Annotated in this window: 22 protein-coding genes and 1 pseudogene; 12 read left to right on the forward strand and 11 right to left on the reverse strand. The window is 72.3% G+C overall.

From position 1 onward, the window contains the following. Window positions 1-4 precede the first annotated feature (4 nt). The 5 genes from WMF22_RS11735 (at window position 5) to WMF22_RS11755 (ending at window position 6141) form a co-directional block, all read left to right on the forward strand. Window positions 5-2248, forward strand: coding sequence for a YncE family protein (locus tag WMF22_RS11735; protein ID WP_438035799.1), 2244 nt, complete (start codon window positions 5-7; stop codon window positions 2246-2248). Further along, window positions 2245-2862 (forward strand): SCO family protein, encoded by a 618-nt coding sequence (locus WMF22_RS11740; RefSeq protein ID WP_437717017.1) that lies wholly within the window; start codon window positions 2245-2247, stop codon window positions 2860-2862. Before WMF22_RS11735 ends, WMF22_RS11740 begins: the two co-directional genes overlap by 4 nt. 7 nt (window positions 2863-2869) lie before the next feature. Beyond that, the gene (locus tag WMF22_RS11745; RefSeq protein ID WP_438035800.1) at window positions 2870-3592 is read left to right on the forward strand and encodes an SCO family protein; all 723 of its coding nucleotides are present in this window, start codon (window positions 2870-2872) and stop codon (window positions 3590-3592) included. Then, the gene (locus WMF22_RS11750; RefSeq protein ID WP_438035801.1) at window positions 3582-5390 is read left to right on the forward strand and encodes an ABC transporter substrate-binding protein; all 1809 of its coding nucleotides are present in this window, start codon (window positions 3582-3584) and stop codon (window positions 5388-5390) included. The genes WMF22_RS11745 and WMF22_RS11750 overlap by 11 nt, the downstream gene beginning before the upstream one ends. Window positions 5391-5562: 172 nt before the next feature. Further along, complete coding sequence (locus tag WMF22_RS11755) at window positions 5563-6141, forward strand: Uma2 family endonuclease (RefSeq protein ID WP_438035802.1); 579 nt, start codon at window positions 5563-5565, stop codon at window positions 6139-6141. Between the two features lie 463 nt (window positions 6142-6604). Here WMF22_RS11755 and WMF22_RS11760 read toward each other — a convergent pair whose 3' ends face one another. The 3 genes from WMF22_RS11760 to WMF22_RS11770 all read right to left on the reverse strand — a co-directional run bounded on the left by WMF22_RS11760 (window position 6605) and on the right by WMF22_RS11770 (window position 9108). Then, on the reverse strand, window positions 6605-7450 hold the full coding sequence (locus tag WMF22_RS11760; protein ID WP_438035803.1) for an NmrA family NAD(P)-binding protein: 846 nt from the start codon (window positions 7448-7450) through the stop codon (window positions 6605-6607). 26 nt (window positions 7451-7476) lie between these two features. Next, on the reverse strand, window positions 7477-8325 hold the full coding sequence (locus WMF22_RS11765; protein ID WP_438035804.1) for an AraC family transcriptional regulator: 849 nt from the start codon (window positions 8323-8325) through the stop codon (window positions 7477-7479). Window positions 8326-8439: 114 nt separating this feature from the next. Beyond that, window positions 8440-9108 (reverse strand): class I SAM-dependent methyltransferase, encoded by a 669-nt coding sequence (locus WMF22_RS11770; RefSeq protein ID WP_438035805.1) that lies wholly within the window; start codon window positions 9106-9108, stop codon window positions 8440-8442. Window positions 9109-9332: 224 nt separating this feature from the next. On the opposite strand from WMF22_RS11770, the gene WMF22_RS11775 reads away from it, so the two are divergent. Beyond that, window positions 9333-9722 carry a hypothetical protein gene (locus WMF22_RS11775; RefSeq protein WP_438035806.1) on the forward strand — a complete coding sequence of 130 codons (390 nt, stop codon included), beginning with the start codon at window positions 9333-9335 and terminating at the stop codon, window positions 9720-9722. 117 nt (window positions 9723-9839) lie between these two features. On the opposite strand, the gene hflX is transcribed toward WMF22_RS11775, so the two are convergent. After that, complete coding sequence (gene hflX / locus WMF22_RS11780) at window positions 9840-11180, reverse strand: GTPase HflX (protein ID WP_438035807.1); 1341 nt, start codon at window positions 11178-11180, stop codon at window positions 9840-9842. 76 nt (window positions 11181-11256) lie between these two features. On the opposite strand from hflX, the gene WMF22_RS11785 reads away from it, so the two are divergent. Both WMF22_RS11785 and WMF22_RS11790 read left to right on the forward strand, forming a co-directional pair. Then, complete coding sequence (locus tag WMF22_RS11785) at window positions 11257-11595, forward strand: hypothetical protein (protein ID WP_438035808.1); 339 nt, start codon at window positions 11257-11259, stop codon at window positions 11593-11595. Window positions 11596-11601: 6 nt separating this feature from the next. Further along, window positions 11602-12546, forward strand: a complete 945-nt coding sequence (locus WMF22_RS11790) for a hypothetical protein (protein WP_438035809.1) — start codon at window positions 11602-11604, stop codon at window positions 12544-12546. A 364-nt stretch (window positions 12547-12910) separates the two neighbouring features. Here WMF22_RS11790 and WMF22_RS11795 read toward each other — a convergent pair whose 3' ends face one another. From WMF22_RS11795 to WMF22_RS11805, 3 genes are read right to left on the reverse strand one after another with little or no spacing between them, the layout of a single operon-like run. Beyond that, window positions 12911-15127, reverse strand: coding sequence for a peptidase domain-containing ABC transporter (locus WMF22_RS11795; protein WP_438035810.1), 2217 nt, complete (start codon window positions 15125-15127; stop codon window positions 12911-12913). Continuing rightward, window positions 15124-16068 carry an efflux RND transporter periplasmic adaptor subunit gene (locus WMF22_RS11800; protein ID WP_437299198.1) on the reverse strand — a complete coding sequence of 315 codons (945 nt, stop codon included), beginning with the start codon at window positions 16066-16068 and terminating at the stop codon, window positions 15124-15126. Before WMF22_RS11800 ends, WMF22_RS11795 begins: the two co-directional genes overlap by 4 nt. Beyond that, on the reverse strand, window positions 16065-17102 hold the full coding sequence (locus WMF22_RS11805; RefSeq protein WP_438035811.1) for an efflux RND transporter periplasmic adaptor subunit: 1038 nt from the start codon (window positions 17100-17102) through the stop codon (window positions 16065-16067). The genes WMF22_RS11800 and WMF22_RS11805 overlap by 4 nt, the downstream gene beginning before the upstream one ends. A 205-nt stretch (window positions 17103-17307) precedes the next feature. On the opposite strand from WMF22_RS11805, the gene WMF22_RS11810 reads away from it, so the two are divergent. Continuing rightward, window positions 17308-17472 (forward strand): hypothetical protein, encoded by a 165-nt coding sequence (locus WMF22_RS11810; protein ID WP_438035812.1) that lies wholly within the window; start codon window positions 17308-17310, stop codon window positions 17470-17472. Window positions 17473-17714: 242 nt separating this feature from the next. Further along, window positions 17715-17909 (forward strand): annotated as a pseudogene (locus WMF22_RS11815) (metalloregulator ArsR/SmtB family transcription factor); the annotation flags it as partial. Window positions 17910-18296: 387 nt separating this feature from the next. Here WMF22_RS11815 and WMF22_RS11820 read toward each other — a convergent pair. From WMF22_RS11820 to WMF22_RS11830, 3 genes are all read right to left on the reverse strand, one after another. Continuing rightward, complete coding sequence (locus WMF22_RS11820; protein ID WP_437299202.1) at window positions 18297-19367, reverse strand: hypothetical protein; 1071 nt, start codon at window positions 19365-19367, stop codon at window positions 18297-18299. A gap of 20 nt (window positions 19368-19387) precedes the next feature. Then, entirely contained in the window at window positions 19388-20872 is a 1485-nt protein-coding gene (locus WMF22_RS11825; protein ID WP_438035813.1) for a glucuronyl esterase domain-containing protein, read from the reverse strand. A gap of 419 nt (window positions 20873-21291) precedes the next feature. Then, window positions 21292-22263 (reverse strand): LysR family transcriptional regulator, encoded by a 972-nt coding sequence (locus tag WMF22_RS11830; RefSeq protein ID WP_438035814.1) that lies wholly within the window; start codon window positions 22261-22263, stop codon window positions 21292-21294. Window positions 22264-22305: 42 nt separating this feature from the next. On the opposite strand from WMF22_RS11830, the gene WMF22_RS11835 reads away from it, so the two are divergent. Continuing rightward, on the forward strand, window positions 22306-23397 hold the full coding sequence (locus WMF22_RS11835; protein ID WP_438035815.1) for an SDR family oxidoreductase: 1092 nt from the start codon (window positions 22306-22308) through the stop codon (window positions 23395-23397). 29 nt (window positions 23398-23426) lie between these two features. Here WMF22_RS11835 and WMF22_RS11840 read toward each other — a convergent pair whose 3' ends face one another. Beyond that, on the reverse strand, window positions 23427-24107 hold the full coding sequence (locus tag WMF22_RS11840; protein ID WP_438035816.1) for a hypothetical protein: 681 nt from the start codon (window positions 24105-24107) through the stop codon (window positions 23427-23429). 567 nt (window positions 24108-24674) lie between these two features. On the opposite strand from WMF22_RS11840, the gene WMF22_RS11845 reads away from it, so the two are divergent. Next, window positions 24675-25580 (forward strand): hypothetical protein, encoded by a 906-nt coding sequence (locus WMF22_RS11845; protein ID WP_437299208.1) that lies wholly within the window; start codon window positions 24675-24677, stop codon window positions 25578-25580. The last annotated feature ends 207 nt before the right edge of the window (window positions 25581-25787 follow it).

Raw genomic sequence — 25787 nt, forward strand, 5'->3', positions numbered from 1 at the left:
TGTGATGCGACGGATCTCGGTGGACGGCGCCTCGATGGGCGCGCGCGGACTCTGGCTCTCGCTGGCCTGGCTCGGCGCCTCGACGGCGCTCGGTTGCGGCCGGAGAGAGGCGCTCCCTGCCTCGCAGGACCCGGGGGCCGAGCGGCCGGCGCAGCCGGCGCAGCTCGCGCCGCCGGCGCAGCCCGAGGAGCCGGCGGCTCCCCTGCAGGAGAGCCGGGTCGAGCGCGATGGGCTCTCCATCGCGTTCGCCCTGCGGCCGCTGGATCGCGGCCAGCAGGGCGGGGGGCCCGGCCTCGGGGCGGCGCCGGCCGCGGCGGTGGCGGGCTCCGACGTCGTGGCCGAGTTCACCATCACCGACGCGTCCACGGGCGCGCCGGTCCGTGGCCTCACGCCCCTCGGCTGGATGTCGCGCCGCGCCGGGGCGGACGGCGCCGCCGCGGCGCGCTTCTCCGGCGGCGCGCCCGCGGCGAGCCTCGCCAGCGGCGCGCCAGCGGCAAGCCTCGCCAGCGGCGCGCCCGCGGCGAGCCTCGCCAGCGGCGCGGTCGACGCAGTGCCGGACGAGGCGGCGTGCCGGGGGAAGATCAAGAGCTTCATGGCGGGCCTCCTGTCCGTGCGCCCCGAGGTCGACATGAACGCCTACCTCCTCTGGACGCTGAACCAGGACAACACCCTCTCGGCCATCAACCCGCAGGTCGCCCTCGCCAGGACGCAGCTCCGGAGCGTTGTCAGCCTCGCGGGCCGCGGCGTCTCGTTCGTGATGCACCCCGACCGGGAGAGCCTCTACGTCACGCTCCGGGGCGGGCACGGCCTCGCCGCTGTCGACACGCGGCGGGGGCTCGTCCGGACGAACGTCCCCGTCGGCCAGGATCCGTCGCGCGTCGTTGTCGCCCCCGACGGGCGTACGGTCTGGGTGGGCAACGACGGCGATGGGACGGTGAGCGTCATCGACGCCCGCTCGACGGACGTGCTGAAGACGCTCCCGGTGGGCCCGGGCCACCACGAGATCGCCTTCACCGGCGGCGGCCGCGCCGCGTGGATCACGAGCCAGCAGGGCGAGTCGGTGGCCGTGGTGGACGGCGAGACGCTCGAGCCGCTCGGCGAGATCGCGGTGGGCGAGGGGGTCGTCTCCATCGCGGCGAGCGATGAAGCGGGCGTGGTCCACGCGGCGAACGCCGCGCGCGGCGAGGTCGTGATCCTCGACGTCGCGCGCCGCGCCGTCGCCGGGCGCGTCGCCCTGAAGGCCGGGCTCGGCGCGCTCCAGTTCGACCCGCGCGGGCGGTTCTCGTTCGCGCTGAACCCGTCCGCGAACGAGGTCGCCGTTCTTGACGGCGCGACGGGCGCGGTGGCGCACACGCTCACCGGGCTGGCCGCGCCGGACGCGGTCACCTTCACCGGGTCCTTCGCCTACATCCGCAACCGGGGCGCCGCGCGGGTCTCGCTCGTCGACCGGTCGGCCCTCGGCGGCCCGGCGGCCCCGCCCCTCGTCGACATCGCTGTCGGCCAGGGCCCGCCTCTCGCCGCCGCGGCGCCGCCAGGGCCGGCCGCGCTCGCCACGCCCATCGCGCCCCTGCCCGAGGGCAACGGCGCCCTCGTCGCGAGCCCGGCCGACAAAGCGCTCTACGTCTACGTGGAGGGCATGATGGCCCCGATCGGCACCTTGCCGAGCTACGGCCGCGAGCCGCGATCGATCCTCGTCGAGGACAGGTCGCTCAAGGAGGTGCGTCCGGGCGTGTACGCGACAACGGTGCGCCTCGGCGAGGGGGGGCTCTACGACGTCGAGCTCCTCCTCGACCGCCCGCGGACGGGGGTGTGCCTCGAGGCCACCGTGGCGCCCGCGCGCTGCGCCCCGGGCGACGGCGAGGCAGACGCGTCCGGCTGCGGGGGCGATCCCGTGAAGGACATCGCGATCGCGCCGCTCTTCGAGCCCGATCTGCGGCTCGCGGCGGGCGAGCCCGCGACGCTGCGCTTCCGCGCGACCGCCGGCGAAGGGGGTCCTCCGCTCGACGCGCTCGACGCAGAGGACATCGAGGTGATGGTCGTCCGGTTCCCGGCCGGGTACCGCTTCCGCGGCGCGCCGCGGGCCGAGGGGGACGGCACGTTCTCCGTCGCGTTCACCCCGCCCGCGCCGGGCCAGTACCGCTTCCTCGCCGCCGTCCCTGGGCGCGGGGCGCCTGTCGGCGCGCTCCCGTTCGTCCCGCTGCGGGTCTCCGCGCGCGGCGCCGGCGCGCAGGGCGGAGGTGCGCGATGAGGCCCGGGGCGGCCCTCGCCGCGGCGGCCCTCGCGCTCGCGATCTCCTCGGCCGCGCGCTTCACGCCCGCGGAGGGCAAGGCGCCGCGCGTCGAGCGGATGAAGATCGGCGGCGTCTCCCGGGAGGACGACGCCGCCGCGGCGCGGTACTTCACCAACACCGAGCTCGTCGACCAGCACGGCCGCGCGCACCGCTTCTACGACGGGCTGCTGCGGGGCCGGAAGGTGCTCATCAACTTCGCCTTCACCTCGTGCAAGGGCGTCTGCCCCACGATGACGGCGAACCTCGCGCGCGTGCAGGCGCTGCTGCGGGCGCGCGGGCAGGCGGTGACGATGCTGACGATCACGGTCGACCCGGAGAACGACACGCCGGCCGCGCTGAAGGAGTACGCCGCGAAGTTCAAGGCGGGCGAGGGCTGGTACTTCCTGACCGGCACGCCCGAGAACGTCGCCACGGTGCTGAAGCGCCTCGGCGGCCAGGTGAAGCGGCCCGACGAGCACACGATGACGCTGCTCGTCGGCGACACGTCGACGGGCATGTGGCTGAAAGCGTTCGCCACCGAGGAGCCCGAGGCGCTCGCGCGCGCCGTCCAGCACCTCAACGACCCACGGTGAGGCCGACATGCGTTTCCTGTTGCTCGGTGCATCGAAAGCGCTGGTCCTGGCCGGCGCGCTCGCCGCGGCCTCGTGCGGCCGCGGGGGCGGGAGCGAGACTCTTGGCGAGCACGCCGCCCCCGCTCCCGCGGGGCCGCCTGGGCGCCCTCCGGACGTCGCCGCTGCCGCGGGGCCACCTGGGCTCTCCGCGGACGGCGCGGCGGAGGTGCGCGCCTCGCCGGCGACGGGCGTCGAGGTGCTGGACGAGGAGCTCGTGGATCAGGACGGCCGCCCCGTCCGCCTGCGCGAGCTCGCCAGGGACCGGGTGCTCGCCGTCAATTTCATCTTCACGACCTGCACGACGATCTGCTCGCCGATGACGGCCATCTTCGGCCGGCTCCAGGCCGAGCTCGGCGGCGCGCTGGACCGGGAGGTGCGGCTCGTCTCGATCTCGCTGGACCCCGCGATGGACACGCCGGAGCGGCTGAACGCCTACGCCGAGAAGTTCGGCCGGCGGAAGGGCTGGTCCTTCCTGACGGGGCGGCGCGAGCGCGTGAACCGGGTGCTGGACGCGCTCGGGGGGCGCGCGCCGATCAAGGAGCGGCACGCGCCGATCACGCTCATCGGACGCGAGGCGGAGGGCCGCTGGACACGGGTCGAGGGCATCGCGCCGCCGGGGCGCCTCGCGGACGAGGTCCGGGCGTTCCTACCGCCGCAAGGGGCAGCGGCGCGGAGCGTGGATGGTGGCTAGGCCGGGGGCACGTCGTCCTGGCAGGGCGCGGCTCCGCCTCCTGGCTGCGGTGCCGGCGGTGGGGATCTGCGCGGCCGCGGCGTGGGCGCTCGGCCGTGATGAGCGAGCGCCCCGGGCGCACGCGCCTGCGGCGGGCGAGGCGGCGTCGTGCGAGGAGCTCTCGCCGGCTGCCCGGCGCGGCAAGCGCATCTACCAGCGCGGCGCGACCGAGGACGGCCGGGCCATCGAGGGCGCGATCGCCGGCGGCGCCGCGGCGCTCTCCGGCCGTGAGGCCGCCTGCGCGGGCTGCCACGGCCCCAGCGGGGAGGGGACGACCGAGGGGGGCGTCACGGCACCGCCGCTCGCGGCCGAGCGGCGCCTGGCGGCCAGCGGCGAGCGGGGTGGGGGAGCAGGGCAGGGCAGGGGGACAGGCGACGGGACGATGACCGCCGCCGCCCTGGCGACGGCGATCGGCGAGGGGCGAGGGCCCGCGGGGCAGCGGCTGAGCCCGGTGATGCCGCGGTACCACCTGGCAGAGGCGGATCTATCGGATCTTGTTGAATATTTGGGCTGCGTCGGCCGGGATCTGGACCCTGGCGTCACCGCGGGCTCGGTGGCGCTGGGCGCCGCGCTGCCGCTGACCGGGCCGGATGCGCCGGTGGGCGCGGCCGCGCGCGACGTGCTGAGGGCGGCGTTCGCCGAGGTGAACGCGCAGGGCGGCATCTACCGGCGGCGGCTCGAGCTGCGCGTGGAGGACAGCGCCGGGCCGTCGGGTGAGGCCGGGGCGACGGCGCGCCTCCTGGACCGGGGCGTGCTGGCGCTGGTGGGGAGCGCCTTCGACGGGGATCCGGCGCTGCGGGCGCGCCTCTCGGAGGAGCGGGCGCCGCTCGTGGGGCCCTTGGCGCTGAGGGGCGCACCCGGGTTGGCCAGCGGGGCAGGCGCACCCGGGTTGGCCAGCGGGGCAGGCGCACCCGGGTTGGCCGGCGGCGCCCCGGTGGCGGGCGCACCCGGGTTGGCCGGCGGCGCCCCTGGCCGCGCGCGGGATGTCGCGGCAGGGGCCGACGACATGGTGTTCCAGGTGCTGCCGGGGCCCGACGTGCTGGCCCGCGTGGCGGTCAAGCACCTCGCCGGTGCTCCGGTGAACGCGGCTGCGGCCGCGCTGGTCGTGCACACGCGCGACCGCGCTGGCGAGGCCTGGGCCTCGGGCGCGCGCGAGGAGGCCGCCCATCGCGAGCTCCCGCCGCTCTCGACGCTGCCCTTCGAGCCAGGCCGCCTCTCGCCGCGCGACGTCGCCGATGCGGCGCGTGCGCATGGAGCGAAGGCGGTGCTCTTCTGGGGCCCCGGCGCGGAGCTCGCGAGCGCTCGGGCCGCGCTGGACGCCGCCGGATCGGCCGTGCCGATCTACGCCTCGGCGGGCTCGATCGCCGGCCACGCCGGGGCGCTGTCCCGCGACCTCGCGGGCCGCGTGCTGTTCCTGCACCCAGGTTCCCTGGGCGAGCGGGAGCGGGCCTCGGAGGACGCGCTGCGGGCCTTCCTGCGCCGGGCGGGCGTGGCGCCGGGGCCGCTCGGGGTCCAGGCGAGCGCCTACGTCGCGGCGCAGATCGCGATCGAGGCGCTGAAGCGCGCCGGCGCCCACGCGACGCGGGAGGGGCTGATCGCGGCGCTCGAGCGGCTGCGAGAATTCGACGCAGGCCCGGCGCCGCCCGTGACCTTCGCCCGGAACCGCCGGACCGGTGTCCTCGGAGCGAGCCTCCTCTGGATGGATCCGAAGTCCGACACCACCGTGCGAGCGTCGGAGTGGATCGAGGTGGTCCCGTAGGGCGGGGCGATCCCGACATCGGTCCTCCCTGCCCACGCACCGTGCTCTCGTGACCAGGGCGAGCGCAGCCATCGCGCGCGTCCTCGCCCGAGCCGATGAGCTCAGCGACCCAGGGTGATGGGAGCCTCCCCGGGGCTGGTTCCCCATGCGGGGTCGCGCTAGGCTCGGCGCCATGGGTGATCCCGCCGCGATGCGGAACATGAGCGCCGCGGAGTACCTGGCGTGGGAGCGGAGCCAGCCTGCGAAGCACGAGTACCATCTCGGCGAGGTGTTCGCGATGGCGGGTGGCAGCCCTCGGCATAACTTGCTGTCAGGCGCCATGATCGCGGAGCTTCGAGCGGCCGTTCGCGGCAAGGGGTGCCATGTGCTGACGTCCGATCAGCGGATCTCGGCCGAGCAAGGGCAGCGCTACGTCCATGCGGACTCGGTCGTTGTGTGCGGCCCCGTGGACACGGAACCTGGCACGAGCGATGTCCTCACGAACCCGTGCATCCTTGTCGAGGTCCTCTCGCAGAGCACCGAGCCCCACGACCGCGGCAAGAAGTGGGCGGCGTACCAGCGCCTCGCCTCGCTGACCGACTACGTTCTCGTTTCGCAGACGTCTGCGCGGGTCGAGCACTATCGTCGCGAGGCGGATGGCTCCTGGCGCTACCGGGTGCTGGAGGCCGGCGACACACTGACGCTGGCGAACGGCGCTACCCTCTCGATCGATGCGGTGTGCGAAGGCGCGTTCGAGCTCGCCGGCGACTGACGTGGGCGGAGGCCGCGCGCCCGTATTCGCCACGAGGTCGGCCTATCGGTAGCCACCGTGGCTGTTGCGCGGACCGCGAGACCGATCCCAGAGGATCGATCACGTCAAGATTCAACCGCAAGGGCGCAAGGGGCGCAAGGGACCAGAGGCGCGATGGTTTTTGACTTCCTCTTGCGCCCCTCACGCCCTTGTGGGTTGTCTTCCCTGCTGTGGATTTCTTCGGGGACATGGCCTTGCGAACGAGCTCGCCACCGATGACCTCGTGGAAACGCTCGCGCTCGGGGATGGCCAACAGATCGTCCGCGATGGCGAGGCGACGGGCGGAAGCGGCTCCGGACATGCCCGCAGGATAGCGTTGGCGGCTGTCGAGGGCACCACAGGTGTCGCCGACACGTCGCTGGGACCGACCAGAAGGCGAGGGCGCCCGCCCCTGACGACCTCGCCCGGGAAGCTCGCCGCAGCCCTACGGGAGCCAGCTCGACGCGTGCTCGCGCGCAAACTCCGCGAAGGAGCGCGGCCGAGCGCCGGTCACGTCGAGCACCGCGTCGCTCGTCTTCGGCCCCCGACCTTCCTGATGGAAGCGGAGCATCGCCGTGATCCCGTCGACGTGCTCCTGGGATACCGCATACGGCAGCATCGCCGCGCGGAACGCCTCCGCCGAGATCGACGCGAAGGTGACCTTCCGGCCGGTCGCCCCGGAGATCTCGGCGACCATCGACGCGTACGAGAGCGGCTCCGGCCCGCAAAGCGTCAGCGCCTCGCCCTCGAAGCGGTCCGATGACAGGCACTCGGCCGCCACGCGGGCCATGTCGCGCGCGTCGATGACGTTCTCCTCGAAGTCCTCGCACGGCAGGCGGAGGACACCCTCCGTCCGGATCGCGTGACCGTGGTAGTTGATGAAGTTCTGCATGAAGCCGCCTGGCCGGAGGAGCGTGTAAGCGATCCCGGAGGCCTCGACCTCGCGCTCGATCGCGCGATGGACGCGCGCATAGAAGAACGCTTCGCTCTCCGCGCTCATGATCGAGAGCTTGACGAGCCGGTGGGCTCCGGCGCGCCGTGCCGCTTCGACCACGCGGAGCTCGGCGGTGACCTGATCGAGCATGTCTCCTGTCGCGAGGAAGACCGTCGTCGCCCCGCGGAGGCTCGCGTCGAGGCCGTCGCCGGTCTCGAGATCGACGCGCGCGACCTCGCCGGCGTGGTGGGCCGGCCTCCTCGAACGATAGACGCCGCGCGCGGGCAGCCCTTTGCGGTGAAGCTCCGCCAGGACCGCGCTCCCCACGACGCCGCTGGAACCGAAGATGATGTGCATGCGCGCAGCCTGGATCGCGCGCCAGGTCAGCGAATAGGAAGCATTTGACCCCTCTCGGCCGGCGGGATGGGGCGCGCGCCCCGCTGCCTGGCGAGGAGCTCGCGCGGCGTCAGGCCCGAGTGCTTCCGGCACTCGAGGATCCAGTGCGACTGGTCGGAGTACCCTGCTTCGTAGGCGAGATCGGCCCCGGCTCGCCCGCTCCGCGCGGCGATGTCGAGCGCCCGCTGGAACCGCTGGACGCGCAGGAAGTCACGCGGCGTCAGGCCGACCTCGCGACGGAACAGCTCGATGAACCTGCGGTGGCTCAGCCCCGAGGCCGCGACCTCCGCGGCGATCGCGCCCTCGGTGGAGCCGCGCGCCGCGCGCCGGACCGTCGCGAGCACGGCGGCGTGCGACGCGCGGCGCGCCCGGGCGCGATCGAGGAAATACGCGCTCAGCGTCGCCAGCCGTTCCATGTTCGTCGCCGCGCCGTCGATGCGCTCCACGAAATCGCGCGCGGATGCGCCGAGCAGATCGTCGAGCGGGTGGTGCTGGTCGGTGAGGGCGTCCATCGGGAGGCCGAAGAGCGGCCACGCGCCGCCGGGGTGAAAGTGCGCCCCCACGAGCCGCGCCTGAGGAGCCGTGGGCACGTCGAACGCGGACTGGCGCGGGCCGGAGACGAGGGCGGTGCGGCATGTCCCGTCGCGGCCGGTCGGCTCTGTCCAGGAGAGCCGCTTGCCGCCGAGGGGGATGACGATCTCGAGCGTCCCGGTGGGCAGCACCCGATCGACGAGGTGCGCTGGACGGTAGCTGTCGTAGATCCAGAGGCTGCGGATGAACGGGCGCAGCGGCTCCGGCGGCTGGATTGCGTGGTAGAAGGAGTGGCTGTCGGTCACGGCGTTCAACCCCGGAGGCGCGCGAGCATGGCCCGGGATTATCGCATGGCGTTCCGGGGCTCGGCGATGCTCCGCGAGGCGTGCGCCCGCGGGCTCACGTCACAACCCGTGGGCTCACGCCACGCGCCTCGCGAGGATCACGGCATCGACGCCCGTCCCAGCGACCGCGCGCGGCCGCTCCTCGGCCACCACGCGCTCCCACCCGTTCGGATCGAGCCCGGCGGCCGCGCTCTCGACGGAGACTTGCACCTGACTCGCCGCCGCCGTCGGCTTTCCCGTCGCGGGATCGATCGGACGATGGCCGACCATGAACAACGCGCCGCCCGGCGCGACCCCGCTCGCCATGCGCCTCACCATTTCTTCCACCGATCCCGCGACATGAACATAGAGGCACACCACCAGGTCGAAGTGGTCGCGCGGCGGCGTCCACACGGCCAGATCGCCCTCGATCCACGCGATGCGCTCTGCGATGTCCGCTCCCAACGCCTCGGCCGTCGACTGACCATGAGCGAGCGCGCTCGCCGAGAAATCGACCGCCGTGACTTCCCATCCGTGTGCGGCGAGCCACAGTGTCTCCGCTCCATGACCGCAGCCCGCGTCGAGCGCACGCCCCGGACGAAGGGCGGCGACCTCGGCGATCAGGTGCGCGTTCGGCGGACGCTGCGCGACCTTGTCCGGGTGCTCGCGCAGCGTCTTTGTCCAGAGCTGTTCCCAGTATGCGCGGTCGAAGGTCATGCGCAGCAGGTTACGCTGCTGCGCCAGCGTGGTGTAGAAAGATTGCATGGTCGATCCAAACAACTGGATCCATTGGATTTATAGGTGGTTCAGCGGATCGTGCTTGGTGCTCTATGTTCACCAGCGCGTGCAGCGTGGCTGTACGGCAGGTGGGATGGCCGCTACGAGGAGCTCGACGGTCGGATCGCGTTTGGATTTCCTGCCCGTGAGGGGCCAAACTACTTGACCCCCAGCACGCGGCGTAGTGTCTTCTCACGCCGAGAGGAGTGTGCATGCGCAACATGCTTCGAAGAATGAGCGCCGTCATCGTGATCGCTCTGTCGGCCAGCTGTATGGTGAGCATCGACCCGAACAGCAGCGACGAGGGTCTCGGCGAGAGCGCTCAGGCGCATACCAGCTGTTCGGTGGACTGTGATTGCCCGCTCGGATGGTACTGTAGCGAAGGAATTTGTCTCAACGTCGACTTTGGTCCGCCGCCTGAATGGGTCACGTGTTATGGCAGCTGTCAGTGTCAGAGCAACGAATACTGCCAGTTTCACCCTGAGGGCTGGCAGCCTGGGAAGTGTGTTCCGCTCGACATCAAGAGCTGCGGCCCCTGCCCGGCATCGAAAGACTGTCATTGCGGCGACTTCTGCTGGCCCAAGAAGATGGCCTGCCCCTGACGACTGACCCGGCTGCCGCTCGCCTCGAATTCCCTCGGGAAACGTCTCGACCCAATCGTCCTCCGAGGACCCGGCAGCGGGTGTGGACTCCTGTTCATCGGGACGAGCGGGGTTGCGCTATCCTCCGCCGGAGAGCCGCGCCGCGAGCTTGCCGAGCGCCTCCGGGGTGCCGCGGACCGTGACGGAGACCTCGTCGCCGTACTCCTCCCGGACCACCTGGAGCCGATCGCGCAGCTCGGCGAGCACACCGTGACGATCGTAGGGAATCGATACGGTCTGCTCGACGAGGTGCTGGGCGAAGAAGGCCTCGATCCGCGCCCGGAGCGCGTCGCCGTCCCGGCGATCGAGGGCGCTCATCAGGAGCGCGCCCGGGTGCTCGCGGGCGAGCGCGTCGCGCTCCTCGCGACCCAGGCGGTCCGCCTTGTTGAGCAGGAGCAGCGCCGGCGTCTCCGCGGCGCCGATGTCCGCGAGGACCTGCTCCGTCACGCGGATCTGCGAGCGGAACGCTGGATCGGCGGCGTCGACCACGTGGAGCAGGAGCCACGCTTCTCGCGCCTCGGAGAGCGTGGAGTGGAACGACGCGACCAGCGCATGGGGCAGCCGGTGGATGAACCCGACCGTGTCGGCGACGAGCACGGCCGGCGTCGCCGGCGGCGAGAGCTGGCGCACCGTCGTCCCGAGGGTCGCGAAGGGCCTGTCCTCGACGAGGACGTCGCTGCCCGTCAGCTGGCGCATGATCGACGATTTGCCCGCGTTGGTGTAGCCGACGAGCGCCACCCGGAAGCTGTCTGCGCGGGCGAGGCGGCGCTGCTCGGCGCTCTCCTTGAGCTGATCGAGCTCCCTCCGCACCGCGGCCATCCGGTCCCGGGCGCGCTGCTTGGCGAGCTCGACGTTCGTGTGGCCGCGGGAGGCGCGGCCGCCGCCGCCCTCGCGATCGCCGAGCGTGTGATCGTCGCGGATCCGCGGGAGCTCGTACTCGATCCGGGCGAGCTCGATCTCGAGCCTCGCCTCGCGGGTGCGGGCCCTCGACTCGAACACGCGCAGGATGACGGCGGTCCGATCCAGCACGTCGACGCCGAGCGCCGCCCGCAGGTTCCGCAGCTGGCCGGGGCTGAGCTCGTCGTCGGCGACGACGACGAGGCGCTCCGCCGGCTCGGACGCCGCGCGGTCGGCCCGGCGCGCGTCCGGTCCCCTCGGCACCTCGCCTGTGCCGCCTGTGAGGGCGGCGAGCTCGCGGAGCTTCCCCTCGCCGAGATACGCGGGGGACGAGCGCACGCTCCTCTTCTGGACGACCTCCGCGACGGCGGTGATGTCGAGGCCGAGCAGCAGCTGCTTGAGCTCGGCGAGCGATCGATGAAGTTCGGCCTCTGCGGCCTCCGGGAGCTGAACGGCGATGACGATCGCCTCGTGAACAGGGGAATTGCGGCACGCGCGGTTCGAGCGCTTCGATGCAGGCATGACACGACCTCCGGCGAACACGTCCGAGGAGGTCGTCGAGCGCTGAGCAGGAGCAGATGCCGGCGAGGGCTACCGGATGGCGTCCCCCCCGCGTCTGCGCGCGCATCACGCCCCCGACCTCCGACAAGGGTTCAGGGACGGGTCGACAGCGCGGCAGACCAGCGCGCCTGCGCGGAACGCGCGGGGCGCGGCGTGGGACGCGCTGTCCTGCTCAGCGCAGCCGGAGGGAGGCGGTGGCCATGAGCTGAACCTATCGTACCCGGTGACCACGGACAACCTGGCTGCGCTCGAGCAAACCCGCGACGATCGCCGGATCGTCCTCGATCTGCGCGTCGACGTGGGGTCGGTCACCCCGGCGGCGGCCGCCTCCGGCTTGCCTTCGCCCCTCCCGCTCGGTAGCGTCGGCCCCAGGTAGATCCTCGTGCCGGCCCCGATCGTCGTCGACATCGCGTCGGGCCCTGCCGTGCATGGCGAGCTCCCGGCGCTCCTCGTCGAGGCGTGCTCCCGCGCCGCCGGCGGCGGCGGGTGCGCGCTCGGCGACCCGAAGCGCGCCGGGACCCCGGTCCGCGCGCTCGCCGTCGTCTGGCTGGACGGCCCGGACCACCGCCGCCTGCGGGTCGACGTCGCCTCCGTCGGCGCCCCGGAAGGCACGCTGTCGTCGCGCGAGATCGAGTTCCGCGAGGAGGATCCGCTGCCCGACCGCTACCGCACCGCGGGCCTCCTGGTCGCGGCCCTGGCGTCCGAGCGCGCCGGCGCCCCGGCGCCGCCCGAGCCGACCGGCGCGGCGGCGGCCGCGGCCGGCATCGAGCCGGCGGCCGCCGCGCCGCCGCCGCGCCTGCTGGGCTGGTTCCTCGCCGCCGGCGGGCTCGTCGGCAACGGGCTCGATCGCGGCCCCGCCGGCGCCGCGGGCCCCGCCCGCGCCGGCGCCTGGGTCATGGCCACGGCGCTCGACCGGCGCTCGGGGTTCTTCGGGACCCTCTCGGCGTCCTATGCCACGGCCCTGCGCGAGCCGGCCCCGGGGCTGTCCGTCCAGTGGCTCGCGCTCGGGGGCGGCGGCGGCATCGCCGCGCCCATCGCGCCGCTCGACGCGCTCGTCCGGGCGAGGATCGAGGCCGCCGCCGACTGGGTGATGGCCTCCCCGGGCGACCCGAAGAAGCCCGAAGAGACAGGGCACGGGTGGACGCTCGGGACGCGCACGGCGATCGACCTCGTATGGCCGGCCGAGGGCAGCGTTGCCCTCCTCGGGAGCGCCGAGGCGTTCGTGCGGATCCACCAGACCGATCTCCGCGCCCACCCGAAGCCCGAGGCGGCGCTGCCGAAGGGCGGCTTCACGGGCATGCTGGGGGTGCAGCTGCGCCTGCGCTGATTCGGCTGATTGACGTAATCGATGCGCTCGAGGATGTCGGCCCTGCTGCGGCTGAAGCCGATGTGTCCAGCGCGAGCGACCCGTCGAAGGAGAGACGCATTCGTGCCCTCGACGGAGGCGACCGGCGCCAGGCTTGTACATTCATTGGCGCTCCCGCCAGAGGCCGTCAATCATGCGGCGCGCGGCAGGGGGCTCGTGGCCGTCTGGGCGGGCAGGAGGTTCAATCGCTTTTGTGGATGTCAGGAAACTTCAGTCGTTCAGCCTCCGGGTCGAGTCGAGCGGGCATGACATTCTTCTATGCGATCCGGTCCTCCTGGAAAGACGACGCTATATTCTCGTGCGCGCCCTGGGCAGGCCGGGCGGCTCAGATGACCTCTTCGTGCGCGGCGAGCTGGCCCGCGATGAGCTCCGCATACAGGCCCTGCTGCACGAGCAGCTCGGCGTGGGTCCCCCGCTCGACGAGCCTGCCCTGGTCCATGACCAGGATGACGTCCGCGTCCCGGATCGTGCTCAGCCGATGGGCGATGACGACGCGCGTGCAGCGGAGGCTCGCGAGCTGCTCTTGCACCTTGCGCTCGGTGATCGCGTCGAGGGCGCTCGTGGCCTCGTCGAGCAGCAGGATGGCCGGCTCGCGGACGAGCGCGCGGGCGAGCGCGACGCGCTGCCGCTGGCCGCCGGAGAGCGACCCGCCCCCGTCGAGCAGGAGCGTCTCGTAACCCATCGGCATCTTCGCGATCTCGTCGTGGATCTGCGCCCGCTCCGCCGCGCGCTGGACCGCCTCGAAGGGCAGGTCCGGATCGGAGAAGGCGATGTTGTCCCTGATCGAGGTGCCGAACAGATAAGGGCGCTGGGAGACGATGCCGAGCTGCCGCCGGACCGAGCGCAGCTCGAGCTCGCGCAGGTTGGCGCCGTCGTAGAGGACCCGGCCCGAGGAGGGCGCGTAGAGGCCCAGGAGGAGGCTCGCCAGCGTCGATTTGCCCGACCCGGAGCGCCCCACGATGGCGACGAGCTGGCCGGGGGCCACGCGCACCGAGACGTCGTCGACGACGAGCGGCTCGAGCGGCCCGTAGCGGAACGACACCCGATCGAGCTCGATGGCGCCGCGGAGCTGGTGTGGCGCGCGCGCGGCGGTCGGCTCCTGCTCGACCGGCGCCCGGATCACCTCGTCGATGCGCTCAGCGTAGCCATCCAGGAGCTGGAGCTGTGCGGCGGTGGCGACGAGGCTCGACAGCGGGTTGAGCAGGCCGACGGCGAAGGTGTTGAGGGCCAGCATCGATCCGAGCGAGAGCGCGCCGCTCAGGACCTGGCTGGCGCCGATCAAGAGGACGATGAGCGGCGCGCCCATGCTCACCGTGGCGCTCACCGACTCGGACAGCGCGCTGAGCCGGCCGCTCCGCAACGAGGTGTTGAGGACCTCGACGAAGAGGTCCGACCAGTGGACCTCGGCCCGCTGCTCGCATCCCATGCCCTTGAGCGTCTCCATCCCCGCGAGCATCTCGATCTGATAGCCCTGGAGGCGCGCCTGCTTCGTGAGCAAGGCGGCGTTGATCTCCTTCTGCTTCGGGCGCACCAGCAGCACGGCCGCGATCTGGAGCGCGCCGAGCGCGATCACGACGGCGCCCAGCGTGGCGCTCACCAGGAGCAAGAGGAAGAGGTACAGGAGGACCATCGCTCCATCGAGCAGCGCCGAGAGGACGCCGGCGGTGAGGATCTCGCGGATGGTCGTGTTGCTGTTCAACCGCATCATGAGATCGCCCGCAGATCTCCGCTGAAAGAAGGCGTAGGAGAGCGAGATGAGGTGGTCGAGGAAGCTCGCGGTCATCCTCGCGTCGAAGATCGCGCGGAGCTTCAGGAGCAGGTGCGAGCGGACCATCGACGCGAGGAAATGAAAGCAGACGATCGAGGCCAGCCCGACGGATACGACGAGCAGCAGGTGGCGATCGGCCCGGGGCACGACGCGGTCGACGACGGCGCCGGTGAGCAGGGGAAAGGCGAGCGCGAGCAGCTGGAGGAAAAAGGAGGTGGTGAAGATGCGCGCCCAGCTGCCGGAGGCGAGGAGCACCTGGTGGACCGGGCGACGGCCCTTCGCCGCGGCGCGCGGCTCGAACCGCTCCGAAGGCTCGAAGACGAGCGCGACGCCGGTGAAGAGCCGGCTCGCCTCCTCGAGCGGCACCCGGCGGCCGCCCACCGCGGGATCCACGATGTCCACGCCGCGCCCGCCGAGCCGCTCGAACACGACGAAGTGGTTGAAGTCCCAGTGCAGGATCGCCCCCGGGGCGAGGTGCGCGAGCGCCTCGAGCTTCAGCTTCACCGCGCGGGCGCGGAGCCCGAAGTGCTGAGCGGCCTGGACGATCTTCCGCGCGCTCGTCCCGTCGCGCCCGGCCGCGAGCACCGCGCGCACCTCCTCGCGGCCCACGCTCTTTCCGAGATAGGCGAGCACCATCGCGAGGCAGGCCACACCGCACTCGGTGTCGGTCAGCTGCTGCACGAACGGGATCCGCCTGGGTCGCGCGGTCATCCGGAGCCGCTTGAAGGCCGGCAGCCGGGCCGCGAGCCCGCCGGTGTCGCCGGCAGCGGTCATCGGCGGCCTCCGTCGACCAGGCGGAGCCCGGGGATCAGCGCGATGAGGAGGCTCTCGGAGCGCACCTTCGCCTCGGCGACGCCGCTCATCCCTGGATAGAAGTCGAGCGACCGCTGGTCCACACGGAAGCTGCCGGACGGGAGGCGCGCCTCGACGAGCACGACGGGGCCGTCGGTCTTCACCGTGTCGGCGATGGGCTGGCGCAGCGACCGGCGCACCTCACCCGGGCCGATGAGCTCGGTGCCCACGGACGCGATCTCGAGATCGAGGTAGGCGTAGCTGTACCCGGTCACCTCGAAGCGGAGCGGCATCCCCGGGCGGAGCTGCGGGCGGTACTGGCCCGGCAGCATGGCCACGACCGAGCCGCGCGCGTCATCCCCGAGCAGCGTGAGCGCCACGTCTCCCGCCTCGAGGCGCTGGCCGCTGCGGATGCGGAGATCGCCGGCGCGCCCTGCGTGCGGCGCGCGGATCGTCTTCTCCTCGAGCTTCACGGCGGCGAGCTCTCGCTCCGCGCGCAGCGACGCGAGCGCCTGTCGCGCGGCCTGGTCGGCCGGCTCGCGGAGCAGCTTGACGAGCTGGACGTCGAGCTCGCGCTGGAGGCGGTCGAGCTCGGCCGACTCGCGCGCGGCCTCGAGGCGGACGAGCGGCTGCCCTGCCTCGACGCGCTGCCCGGCGCGGACCTCGATCGCGCTCACCGAGCCGGCCACGGCGGCGGTCACGTCGCTCCGGCCGGCGATCTGGACGACGGCGGGCCCGCTCGCGATCTGGTGGACCTGGGCGGCGGCGCAGAGCAGGAGCGCGGCGGCGAAGGCGAGCAGCACGAGCCAGTACGCCCAGCCGGTCCAGGGGGAGGCGAGGGCGAGCACCTCGCCCTCGGCGCTCCTGCCGGCCGCGGAGAACTCGAGCGCCTCGGGGCGGAAGATCCTGGCGGCGCGGCTCACGGCGCGCCCTCTGCCGGAAAGACGCGCGCCATCTCGCCGGCCACGAGCGGCTCGCGCGGCGCGTCGCCGGGCTCGATGCGCGCCTCGACCACGAGGGCCCGCGACACGGCGTCGATCTCCGGAGCCATCGTCTCGACGGTGCCGCGGAGCTCGAGGCCGCCCGCGCGGACGCGGACGCTGGCGCCCTCGTCCACCTCGGCCCGGTGCTCCTCGGGGACGGCGAAGCGGACGAGCAGCCCGTCGTCGCTGATGAGCCGCAGGATGGGCAGCGTCGTGCTGACGCTCTCGCCCGGCTCGGCGTAGCGGGCCACGACCCGGCCGGCGAAGGGGGCGCGGATCTCCGTGTCTGCCTCCACGCCGCGGAGCTGGCCGACGCGCGCGCGCTTCTCGCGGAGCTCTGCGGCGGCGGCGTCGACCTGGAGCCTCGCCACCGCGGTCTGGTGCTCCGAGGCCGACAGGTCCTCGCCCGAGGCGAGCCCCTCCGCGGCGAGCGCCTGCTTTCTCCGGTGGCGCTCCTCGGCCTCGGCGAGCTCCTCCCCGGCTCGGTCGAGCGCCACCTCCGCGCCCCGGAGGGCCGCTGTGGCGACGGCGGTGTCGGAGCGGAGGGTCTGGAGATCGAGGGTCGCGAGGAGATCGCCGGCGGCGACCCGATCGCCGAGGCGCACGTGCACGGCGCGGAGGCGTCCGTCGTTGCGCGCGGCGAGGTTGACCGATCGATGCGAGAGGAGGACGCCGACGAAGCCGCGGTGAGCGGGCGGCGCCTTTAAGGCGGTGTCCCGGCGAGCTCCGGTGACGGCCGGGGTGGCCGGCAGGGCCGCTGCGCGGAAGGCGCCGAGATGCGGCTGGAGGGCTGCGACGTCCGGCGCGCGCAGGCCGGCCAGGGCGAGCGCGCCGGCGAGCGGGACGGCGAGGGCAGCGCCGGCGATGGCGAGCTGCTGCTTCCTGTAGGGCCAGAGCATCGTGGCCAGGGCTGCAACGCATGTGCCGGCGCGCGCGCGCTGGAGAGCGCCAGTCGTGGGGGGCGCTGAGCTCATGAGTTGCTCAATTGCGCAACGGGTTGCTCACGTTCACGGCTGACGCCGCGCTCGGCCGGCCAGAGCGCCCGCGTGTGCAAGCCGGCTTGCTGGGCTCTGCGATTGCGGGGATCTGCGGCGCGCGGCGCGAGCTTCGAAGGCTGGCACACGGCTCGCTAGGGGCGCCGCCGCCGGGTCGATGTGATCTGGCAGCGAGGGAACAACCATGATGGACAAGTCGATTGGAGCGGTCGAAGAGACCGTGATTGGAGTGGACGAGGAGATCGTGGAGCTCGAGCTCGACGAGCTCGACCTCGTGGCCGGCGGAGTGGGCGATCGGCGCGGCGGCTGCTGCTGCTGCTGCCCGCGTTGCGGGGCCTCGAACCGGTGAGATGCGGTATCCCAGCGCCGCCGGGTTCAACCGGACCCGGCGGCGCTGGGAGCTCTGACGTCCTCCTCGACGAGCCGCGCATCGCGCTCAGGAGGAGTACGGCGCTCGTTCGTGATCTCTTCGGCGGCGGCTCCGGCGGCGGGGCTCGCGCGCTTCCTCGCCGGCCTCGCCGCGCAGGGAGCGGGAGAAGCTGCGTCGTGCGGCTTGATTAATGCGTAACAGATCAGTTACGCATTCGTCCGATGGACGCGGTTGCCCAGGCGCTGGCGGATCCGATCCGGCGGGAGATCCTGCGGATGCTGCGCGACCGCGCCGCCTCGGCCGGCGGCATCGCGGGCGCGTTTCCGGTGAGCCGCCCGGCGGTCAGCCGGCACCTGCGCGTCCTGCGCGAGGCGGGCCTGGTGCGCGACGTCCAGCGCGAGCGCGAGTACCGCATCACGCGCAGCTTTCGCGCTCCCATCGAGGATGTCTGGCAGAGCGTCACCGCCTAGGGCGAGACCACCGAGCTCACCTTCGTCCAGCACCTCACCGACCCCGCGCTCGCCGGCGATACCGGGCCGGGCTGGGAGTATTACCTCGACATGCTCGCCGCCTCCCGGCTCGGCGAGCCGCTGCCCAGCTTCGCCGATTACTATCCGGCGCAGCGCGATTACTACCTGAGCGACGCGCGCACGCGGGCATAGCCAGCCGCGCGCGCGTGTCCAGCGAGCAGGAAGTCCAAACGTTTCGGAGACGTCAAGCCAGACCTTTGCTTGCCGTATCGCTGTGTTCTACTGAGCGTCAACCGGTGAGCGGCTCGACGCGAGCGGCGAGGGAGGTCGCCGTCACTCCCAGCCTGACTTGCCGTTCGTGTCGCGCAGGATGGCGTGGACGGCGTGCACCTGACCGCCGGACATCTTGATCATATGCATGTCCAGATGCCCGTCCGTCATGAAGTCGAAGATGGTGAGACCGATGGCGATGCCGCGCACCTCGTCGGCCAGGATGACGCGCGGGGTGAAGGTGCCGCCGGACCCAGGATCGCCGGCGCTGCAGGATGCTCCGGCGCCGCAAGCGAAGTTGCCGCCCCCGTTCTCCAGGCGCTTGCAGTCTCCCGTGACGTTGCAGACGCCGGAGGGGAACGCGCGGAAGTACTTGTCGATCCAGCTCGTCAGCTCTTCCCGGGTGGCCCGCTGGGCCTCCGGGACCTCGTCGTGCCAGCCGATGTCGTCCGCGATGGCGATGATCGCGGCTGGATTCGAGGCGACGGAGAAGGATGCCGTGTAGTCGCCCGGGCGGACGACGATCGTCTCGATCTCCGTCATCTCCGAGCCTTCCACCTTGATGCGGAGGGCGATGGGAAGATCCCTCCCGCCTTCCGGGATCACCGCCTGAGCGCCGACGCTGCACGCCTCGGTATCCAGGGCACGCTGGGAATGCTTCACCTCGCCAGCGTTCTTCCAGAAGTCCGTCGTGCCGATCTCGGCCTGCACGGCGTTCTCGGTGAACTTCACGCCTCGTGCCAGGGGTAGGCTGGAAGGATCCCCGGCGGCGAGGGCGGCGAAGTAGTCGTCCAGGAGGCCATCCAGGAGCTCGCGCGTGCACTCGCCACCCGGAGCGCCGCCCGACCCCGTCGCTCCGCTGGTGGCCGCTCCGGCTCCACCGCCGCTGGAGGTGCTGCCGCTCGGCCCGGCGGTCGACGTCGTGCCGCCGCTGGCGCCGCCCGATGAGGCGCCGCTGGTCTCCGGCGTGCCGCCGGCGCCTCCCGCGGAGCTCTGGCCGCCCGAGCCCACCGTGGCGCCCGAGGCTCCACCACCTCCGGTGCCGCCCGTGGCGTCACCGTCTTCGCCAGGGCCGCAGGCGCCCAGCGTCAGGGCCAGGGCGACCCCGAGAGAGAGGAACGAGCTAGGGTTCATGCGTTTACCTCCGCGCTGGATCAAAGCTCGCCGGCGAGCGTCGGCGCCGTCCAGTCGATGTGATCCATGTGGTTGGGCTTGTTGGGCAGGTCCGTGGCGAAATTGCCCGTCGCCGCGGCGCTATTGCCCTTCAGGAACTTGTCGACCATGGCGTTGAGGGATGCAGTGTACTGCGAGCGCCAGCTGCAGTGGCTCCCACCTGCGCCCGTGTAGGCCATGTGGTCTCCGACGCCGAGCGCCTCGAAGATCATCTTGCCGACGTTGGCGGTGACCCACGCCGAGTTCCGATCGAGCCCGTTGTACATGGTGCTCGGGTTGTCCACGATGTAGAGGCCGCGCGGCGCGATGAGGCCCATCATCTCGTGCATGTCGACGGGCAGCTTGTTCGTGTTGTCGGCCCCGGCGTTGTTGCCCGTGGTGAACTGACCGAGCGCCACCTCCGAGAGCCAGCGGACGTAGCTGATGCCATGATAGGGCCATTCGGAGCCGCTGTAGCTATCGAGCACCTCGACGAGGCGCAGGCCGATCGTGCCGCCGAGACCCGACTCCACCGGGATGGTCAAGGCGATGCGGTTGTCGAGCACGCCGGCGACGAAGGCACCCTTGCCCCAGCGTGAGCAACCCGTCACACCCACCCGGCGCGGATCGATGACGCCGGGGTTCTGCTCCAGGACGTCGAGGACGCGGCTGATCTGCCAGGCCTGTGCCGTGAGGTAACCCGCGGGATGGTTCGAGCCGTACACGCTGTAGAACGGCCCGTTCTTCGCGCCGCTCGTGCCTTGCGACTCGATCGCGGAGAAGGTGATCGTCGCGACGCCGCTCGGAACCGGCATGCCGCTCAGGCCGCCGTAGCCGATGATGGCCGGGGCGGGCGCCGTCGCCCCGTTCATGTTCACGGTGAGGTTGAACGAGCCGCTGCCGCTGCCGTCCTTGACCTCGACCGTGATCCTGCTGGTGCTCACGGTACCGGTCACGGCTCCCTTTGCCGGGACGGGCTTGTCGCCGTAGATGAACTTGTACGCCTGCTGGAGGATCTCTTCGCGCCGGCAGGCCCACTCGCTCTTGCTGGCGATGCGGCTGCCGTCCATCTTCTTGAACGGGTCCGGCAGCTTCGAGTTCGCTGTGAGCGAAGCGACGCTCGGCATCGGTCCGACGGTGCACCCGGCGCCAGGGTTTTCCACCTCGCCCCACTCGGCGCTCCCGGCGTTGCCGCCGTCGCCGCTGCCCCCGGCACCACCGGTTCCCGGCGCTCCGCCCGTTCCGGCCGGGCCCCCACCACCGGTGCTGCCTTCGCCCGTCGTCGCGTCGCCGCCGGTCCCGGTCGGGGTACCGCTCGAAGAGGACGGCCCACCAGTTCCCGTCGGCGCCCCTCCGGTGCCGCTGCCGCTGGCGCCGACGCCCCCCGTGCTGGCTGCAGGGCTTCCTCCTGAACCGCTGGGATCCCCCGATCCGCCTTCGCTGCCGCAGGCGGCGAGCATCCAGGGCAGCACTGCGAACAAAGCCAAAGAGATCGTGGGACGTGCAGTGCGTAGACGCATGTTGAGCGCTCCTCGTGAGGTGTCGTGAAACAGGATCCCGCTGGGGCCGGGCGATGGGATGGCGGACGAGGGCCCGACCCGCGAGTGCCGCCAAAGTTATTCCCCACTTTGCCGGTCGTCTTCAAGCTGATTTTGTGCTACTTTTCGTAACGTTCGCGCGCCGCGCGTACCGCTCAGATGGACTGTTCTCGGCTCTTGCGAAATGTCGATTCTTGCGAGATGCGCACGGACGTGTCGACTGGCGCACGTTGCGATTCGCTGTTTCGATGGATTCACGAGAGTCAGCTCCTCGATGTTCGTGGCACTCCTTACCCTGCCAAGAATGACACCCTCGCACCCGCCGACGCCGCCGTGGTCAGGCGGCGCAGCCATAGAACATCCCCGGATCAAGCCGCGCCCCTTCGGATCAGGGCCCGCAGGCGCGGCGAGAGGGCGCGGCCCGAGAAGAAGAGGTCGCGGAACCAGCGCTGCGCCGGGTCGTCGTCGTGGCGCTGCGACCACACGGCGACGACCTGGGCGGCGGGCAGCTCGAAGGGGGGCGCGAACACCCGAAGCCCGAAGAGCTCGCGGGCGCGCTGGGCGACGCTGCTCGGGATCGTGCAGAGGTGGTCGGAGCTGCGCACGGCGAGGGGCGCGGACATGAAGTGAGGCAGGCGCAGGGCCACGCGCCTGGCCTTGCCGAGGCGGGCCAGGGCGCGGTCGACGGCGCCGTCGCGGTGGCCCTCGACGCTGACGAGGACGTGGCCGAGGGCGACATAGGTGTCGAGATCGAGGCGGCGCTTGATCGCCGGGTGGCCTTTACGGGCCATGACGGCGAAGGGATCCTGGTAGAGCGGGGCGCGGCGGAGGCCGGCGGCCGGCACCGGCTGCGAGGCGCCGAACAGGGCCAGATCGATGTCGCCGAGGATCAGCGCGGGGGTGACGTCAGGGGAGAAGCGCTCGATCTCCAGGCGGACGAAGGGGGCGTGTTCGCCCAGGTGGTCGAGCACGTCGGGCAGCGTCGTGAGCTCGAAGTAGTCGACGGTGGCGACGCGGAAGGTGCGCGCCGAGGTGCGCGGATCGAAGGGCTCGGGGGAAGCGAGGGCGCGGCGGAGGTGCTCGAAGGCGGCGGGCAGGGCCGCGCGGAGCTTCTGCGCGCGCGGCGTGGGGGTGAGACCGCGGCCGAGAGGGACGAGGAGGGGATCGCCGAAGAGCTCGCGCAGGCGCGCGAGGGAGTGGCTCATCGCCGACTGGCTGACGTGGGCGCGGCGCGCCGCGGCGCTGACGCTGCCCTCGACGAGCAGCGCCTCGAGGGCGGGGAGGAGGTTCAGGTTGATGCTCCGGACATCGATCTCGCTCATGCCTGGCATGAGATACATCCCATTTTCCTCATGGGTCCAGCGACGCATGCTGGGCGGCCTATGAGAGCGTGCGATGTCGAGGTCATGGTGACGGGGGGTACGGGGTTCATCGGGCGCTGGCTGCTGGCCGAGCTGACCCGGACGAAGGCCGTGGCAGCGCCGGTGCGCCGGGCGCGGCAGCGGGCCGCCGAGCTTGCCGCGTTCGTCGACGCGCACGGCGGCGACTCGCGGCGGCTCCTGGTGGTCGAGGGCGACGTCGAGGCGGCGTCGCTCGGTCTGTCGGAGCGCTTCGAGCAGGTGCGCGACGTCTATCACCTGGCGGCGCGCTTCGCCTTCGGGCTCGGCGTGCAGGAGGCGCGGCGCTGCAATGTCGAGGGCTCGCTGCACGCGGCCGAGTGGGCGCTCGGGCGGCCCCACCTGCGGCGCTTCGTCTACCTCGGCGGCTACCGCATGATGCACGCGAGCGCCCGGTCGGGCGCGGAGAGCGCGCTGACGCAGCGAGCGCGGGACCGGCTCTACCGCCACCACGGCGCGTACGAGGGGTCGAAGCACGAGTCGTTCCTCGCCGTGCGCCGCTTCGCGGCCGAGCGCGGGCTGCGCTGGACGGCCGTGCATCCGAGCACCGTCATCGGCGACTCGCGCACCGGCGAGACCACGCAGCTCACGGGCGTCGGCGAGATGGTCGAGCAGCTCTGGCGGGGCCGCCTGCCGGCCCTGGCCGGCAGCGAGCGCACCTTCCTGCCGCTGGTGACGGTCGACTACCTGGCGCGCTTCCTCGCGAGCGTGCCCGAGCGCCCGGAGACCGCGGAACAGGACCTCTGCGTCCTCGACCAGGCGACTCCGCGGCTGCCCGCGCTGGTCCGCGGCATCGCCGCCCACCTGAGGCGCAGCCCCCCGGCGTGGGTGCTGCCCCTCGGCCTTGTGCGCCTGTTGCCGGAGGCGCTCACCGGGGTGACGCGAGAGAGCCTGTCGTTCCTCGCCGAGGATGTGTATGACACCAGCGCGGCCGAAGCCCACGCCCGCGCGGTCGGTCTGGTGATGCCGCCGATCCACGCCAGCGTGGAGCGCTGGTGTGACTACCTGGTGGCGACGCGCTTCCGCGCCGCACCCGGGGATGCGCCCGGCCGCCGGCCGGCGTCCTCCGTCGCCTGATCCACGATCGGGGCCGGTGGACATAGGGATCACGCGTCCGGTCGTCGACCGTCGCCGATGTAGAGCGGCTCGTCGTCGGGCCGAAGCTCGAGCGGCCGAGGCGGCGCGCGATGGCCGTCCCGCTCGTCGTTCGCGTCGAGCCCGATCGAGACGGCGGCGGTGCCCGCGACGAGCACGGGCTGCTCCACCTCGATGACCGTCTCCCGATAGCGAACAGCGCCGTGAAAGCCGGCGAAGAACGACGCTCGCTCGTGGCCGTAGCGCTTGCGAAAGGTGTCGATGTGGTCGGCGGCGTCCGGGGGCGGTTCCGCGTCCGCGAGGTCGAAACGCACGTGGCCGCTCGGGCGGACGAGCGCCTGGCCCGTGCCGTCGTCGAGGGCGAAGTCGGGGGCCCACTCGGCGTCGTCGTCGACCACCCAGACGAAGCCCATGCCGTTGGGGCCGAAGCCGCCCTTGCGCTCCTGCCGCCAGCGCACGACCCGGAAGGCGACGCACGGGCGCCCGCTGAAGGGCGAAACGAGCGGCTCGCCGACGGGCACCGCTCGGCCTCTCGCGGCGGTAAAGCGGGCTGGCCGCAGCTGCGCGATCGACTCGACGCGCGCCCGGCGCAGGCGCTCTCGCTCGGCGCGCCTCAGCGCCCATCGAAGCCCGGCCCCGCCGAGGCCGAACGCCAGCGCGACACCCAGCGCGGAGAGGAGCAGGGCTTCCACGAGGGCATGATCGCTCAGAGGGCCTCGCCCGGCCAGGGCGACGCCCGTGCGCGCGAGGCGGCCGACGCTTCAGCGCCGGCCGCTTCGAGCTGCTCTCCGGCGCCGCGCAGGCCCGCGTGCGCGTCTTCCCCCGGCGCATGTTCACGAGCGCCGGCGGGCGGCAGATCGACCGTGACGTCTCCGCCTACCACCTCGATGAGCGCGGCTCTTCGCCTACGAGGTCCCGACCGCCCGCCGCACATGACCATGCATCGAGGGGGCCGCTTTCACTCCACCGCCGTGAGCCCGCGATGACCTACGTGACCGACATTCGAGGACCGGCGGGCCCTCGCGGAGGGGCGGCCGCCCGAGGCGGCGGAGCAACGACGGAACGCCATTGCGTCGTTGGGGAAGCGTGTGGCGGAATGCCGCAGTGAGGCACGCGTGCGGTTCGCGCGTGGACGGGAATGACAGGCGATGAGGTGCGCTCATCGGGCGTGAGCCCGTTCACGCAAGCTCCTTCCGCGCGTCTCTCTCGACGAACGCTCAGCCCGCACGCCTGGACCGCGCTTTGCAGTTATACAAGGCATGCTGCAAGGTATTCATCAGCACGCTGCGTTCATCGTGGGAGTCACGGGGTTCTCGCTGACGCTCGGCTGCGCCGGCGAGCCTGGAACGGCCGAGGCGCTCGGAGAGAGCTCCGATGCGTTTTCAACGGCACCGGGTGAGCCGAACCACGAAGAGATCACCAGCACCGCGCTGGCGTTCCTGAAGCCTGCGGTGATCAGCGCTCTGAAGATCGGCAATGTGTCGACGGACGCCGCGTTCCACTTCAGCAATGCTGCTCACTTCGATGACTGCAACTTCAGCGGAGGAGCCGCGTTCATCGCCGAGAAGCAAGCCGAGGCGGTGGCGGCGCTGGGCCCGGGCGTCGCGCAGCTGGGTGGTGATGCGCTGGCATTGCTGGCGTTTTCCCGTTCGCTTCACGCGGTGCAGGACTTCTACGCACACACGAACTGGGTCGAGCTCGGCGGCGACGCCCTCGTGGACCAGTCGCTCGCGGCGTTCCCCGCGCTCCCTCCGTACTCCGCGGTGCCGTCGACGGGCTTCATCGTCGTGCAGGGCCAGAAGCCGAGGGGGACGTCGGTGACTCGCGACGACGATGCGCCGTACCCGGAGTACGCGATCGTGACCTTCCACGAGCGGCGGACGACCGCCTATGGCCTTGTCTCGGGCACGGTCGCTTACGAGCCAGGCGACGACTGTCCGCCCCCGGCGGCGATGACCCACGACGAGCTCAGCAAGGACAAGACCTCCTTGACCGATCGCGTCGAGCAGCACCTCGCGGCGAAGTCGCTCGCGATCCAGCAGACGCGTCATGAGTGGTGCCGGCTCAATCAGCTCGCTCACGACGCGTGGGGCGACGCCGGGACCGCGCGCCTCGCGGCGTGGGTGGCCGACCCGAGCTCGGCGCCCGACTGCACCACCGAATGAGGCGGAGGCGTCCTGGCGCGCCTTCGCCCGTCACCACCCGGCATGGATCTTCTGGCGGCAGAGCGGCGCCACATCCGCGGCCTCATGCCATGCCTTGTACTCCTTCCGCCTCCGCTCCCGTCATGGCATCGTCATGCTGGCCCAGACACCGCGCCAAGGCACGCTCCCTCTTGCCGGTCGTGCCCTGGCCCACGCTGCCGCGAAAGG

The sequence above is a fragment of the Sorangium sp. So ce204 genome, assembly GCF_051526795.1.
Taxonomy (GTDB): Bacteria; Myxococcota_A; Polyangia; order Polyangiales; family Polyangiaceae; genus Sorangium; species Sorangium cellulosum_B.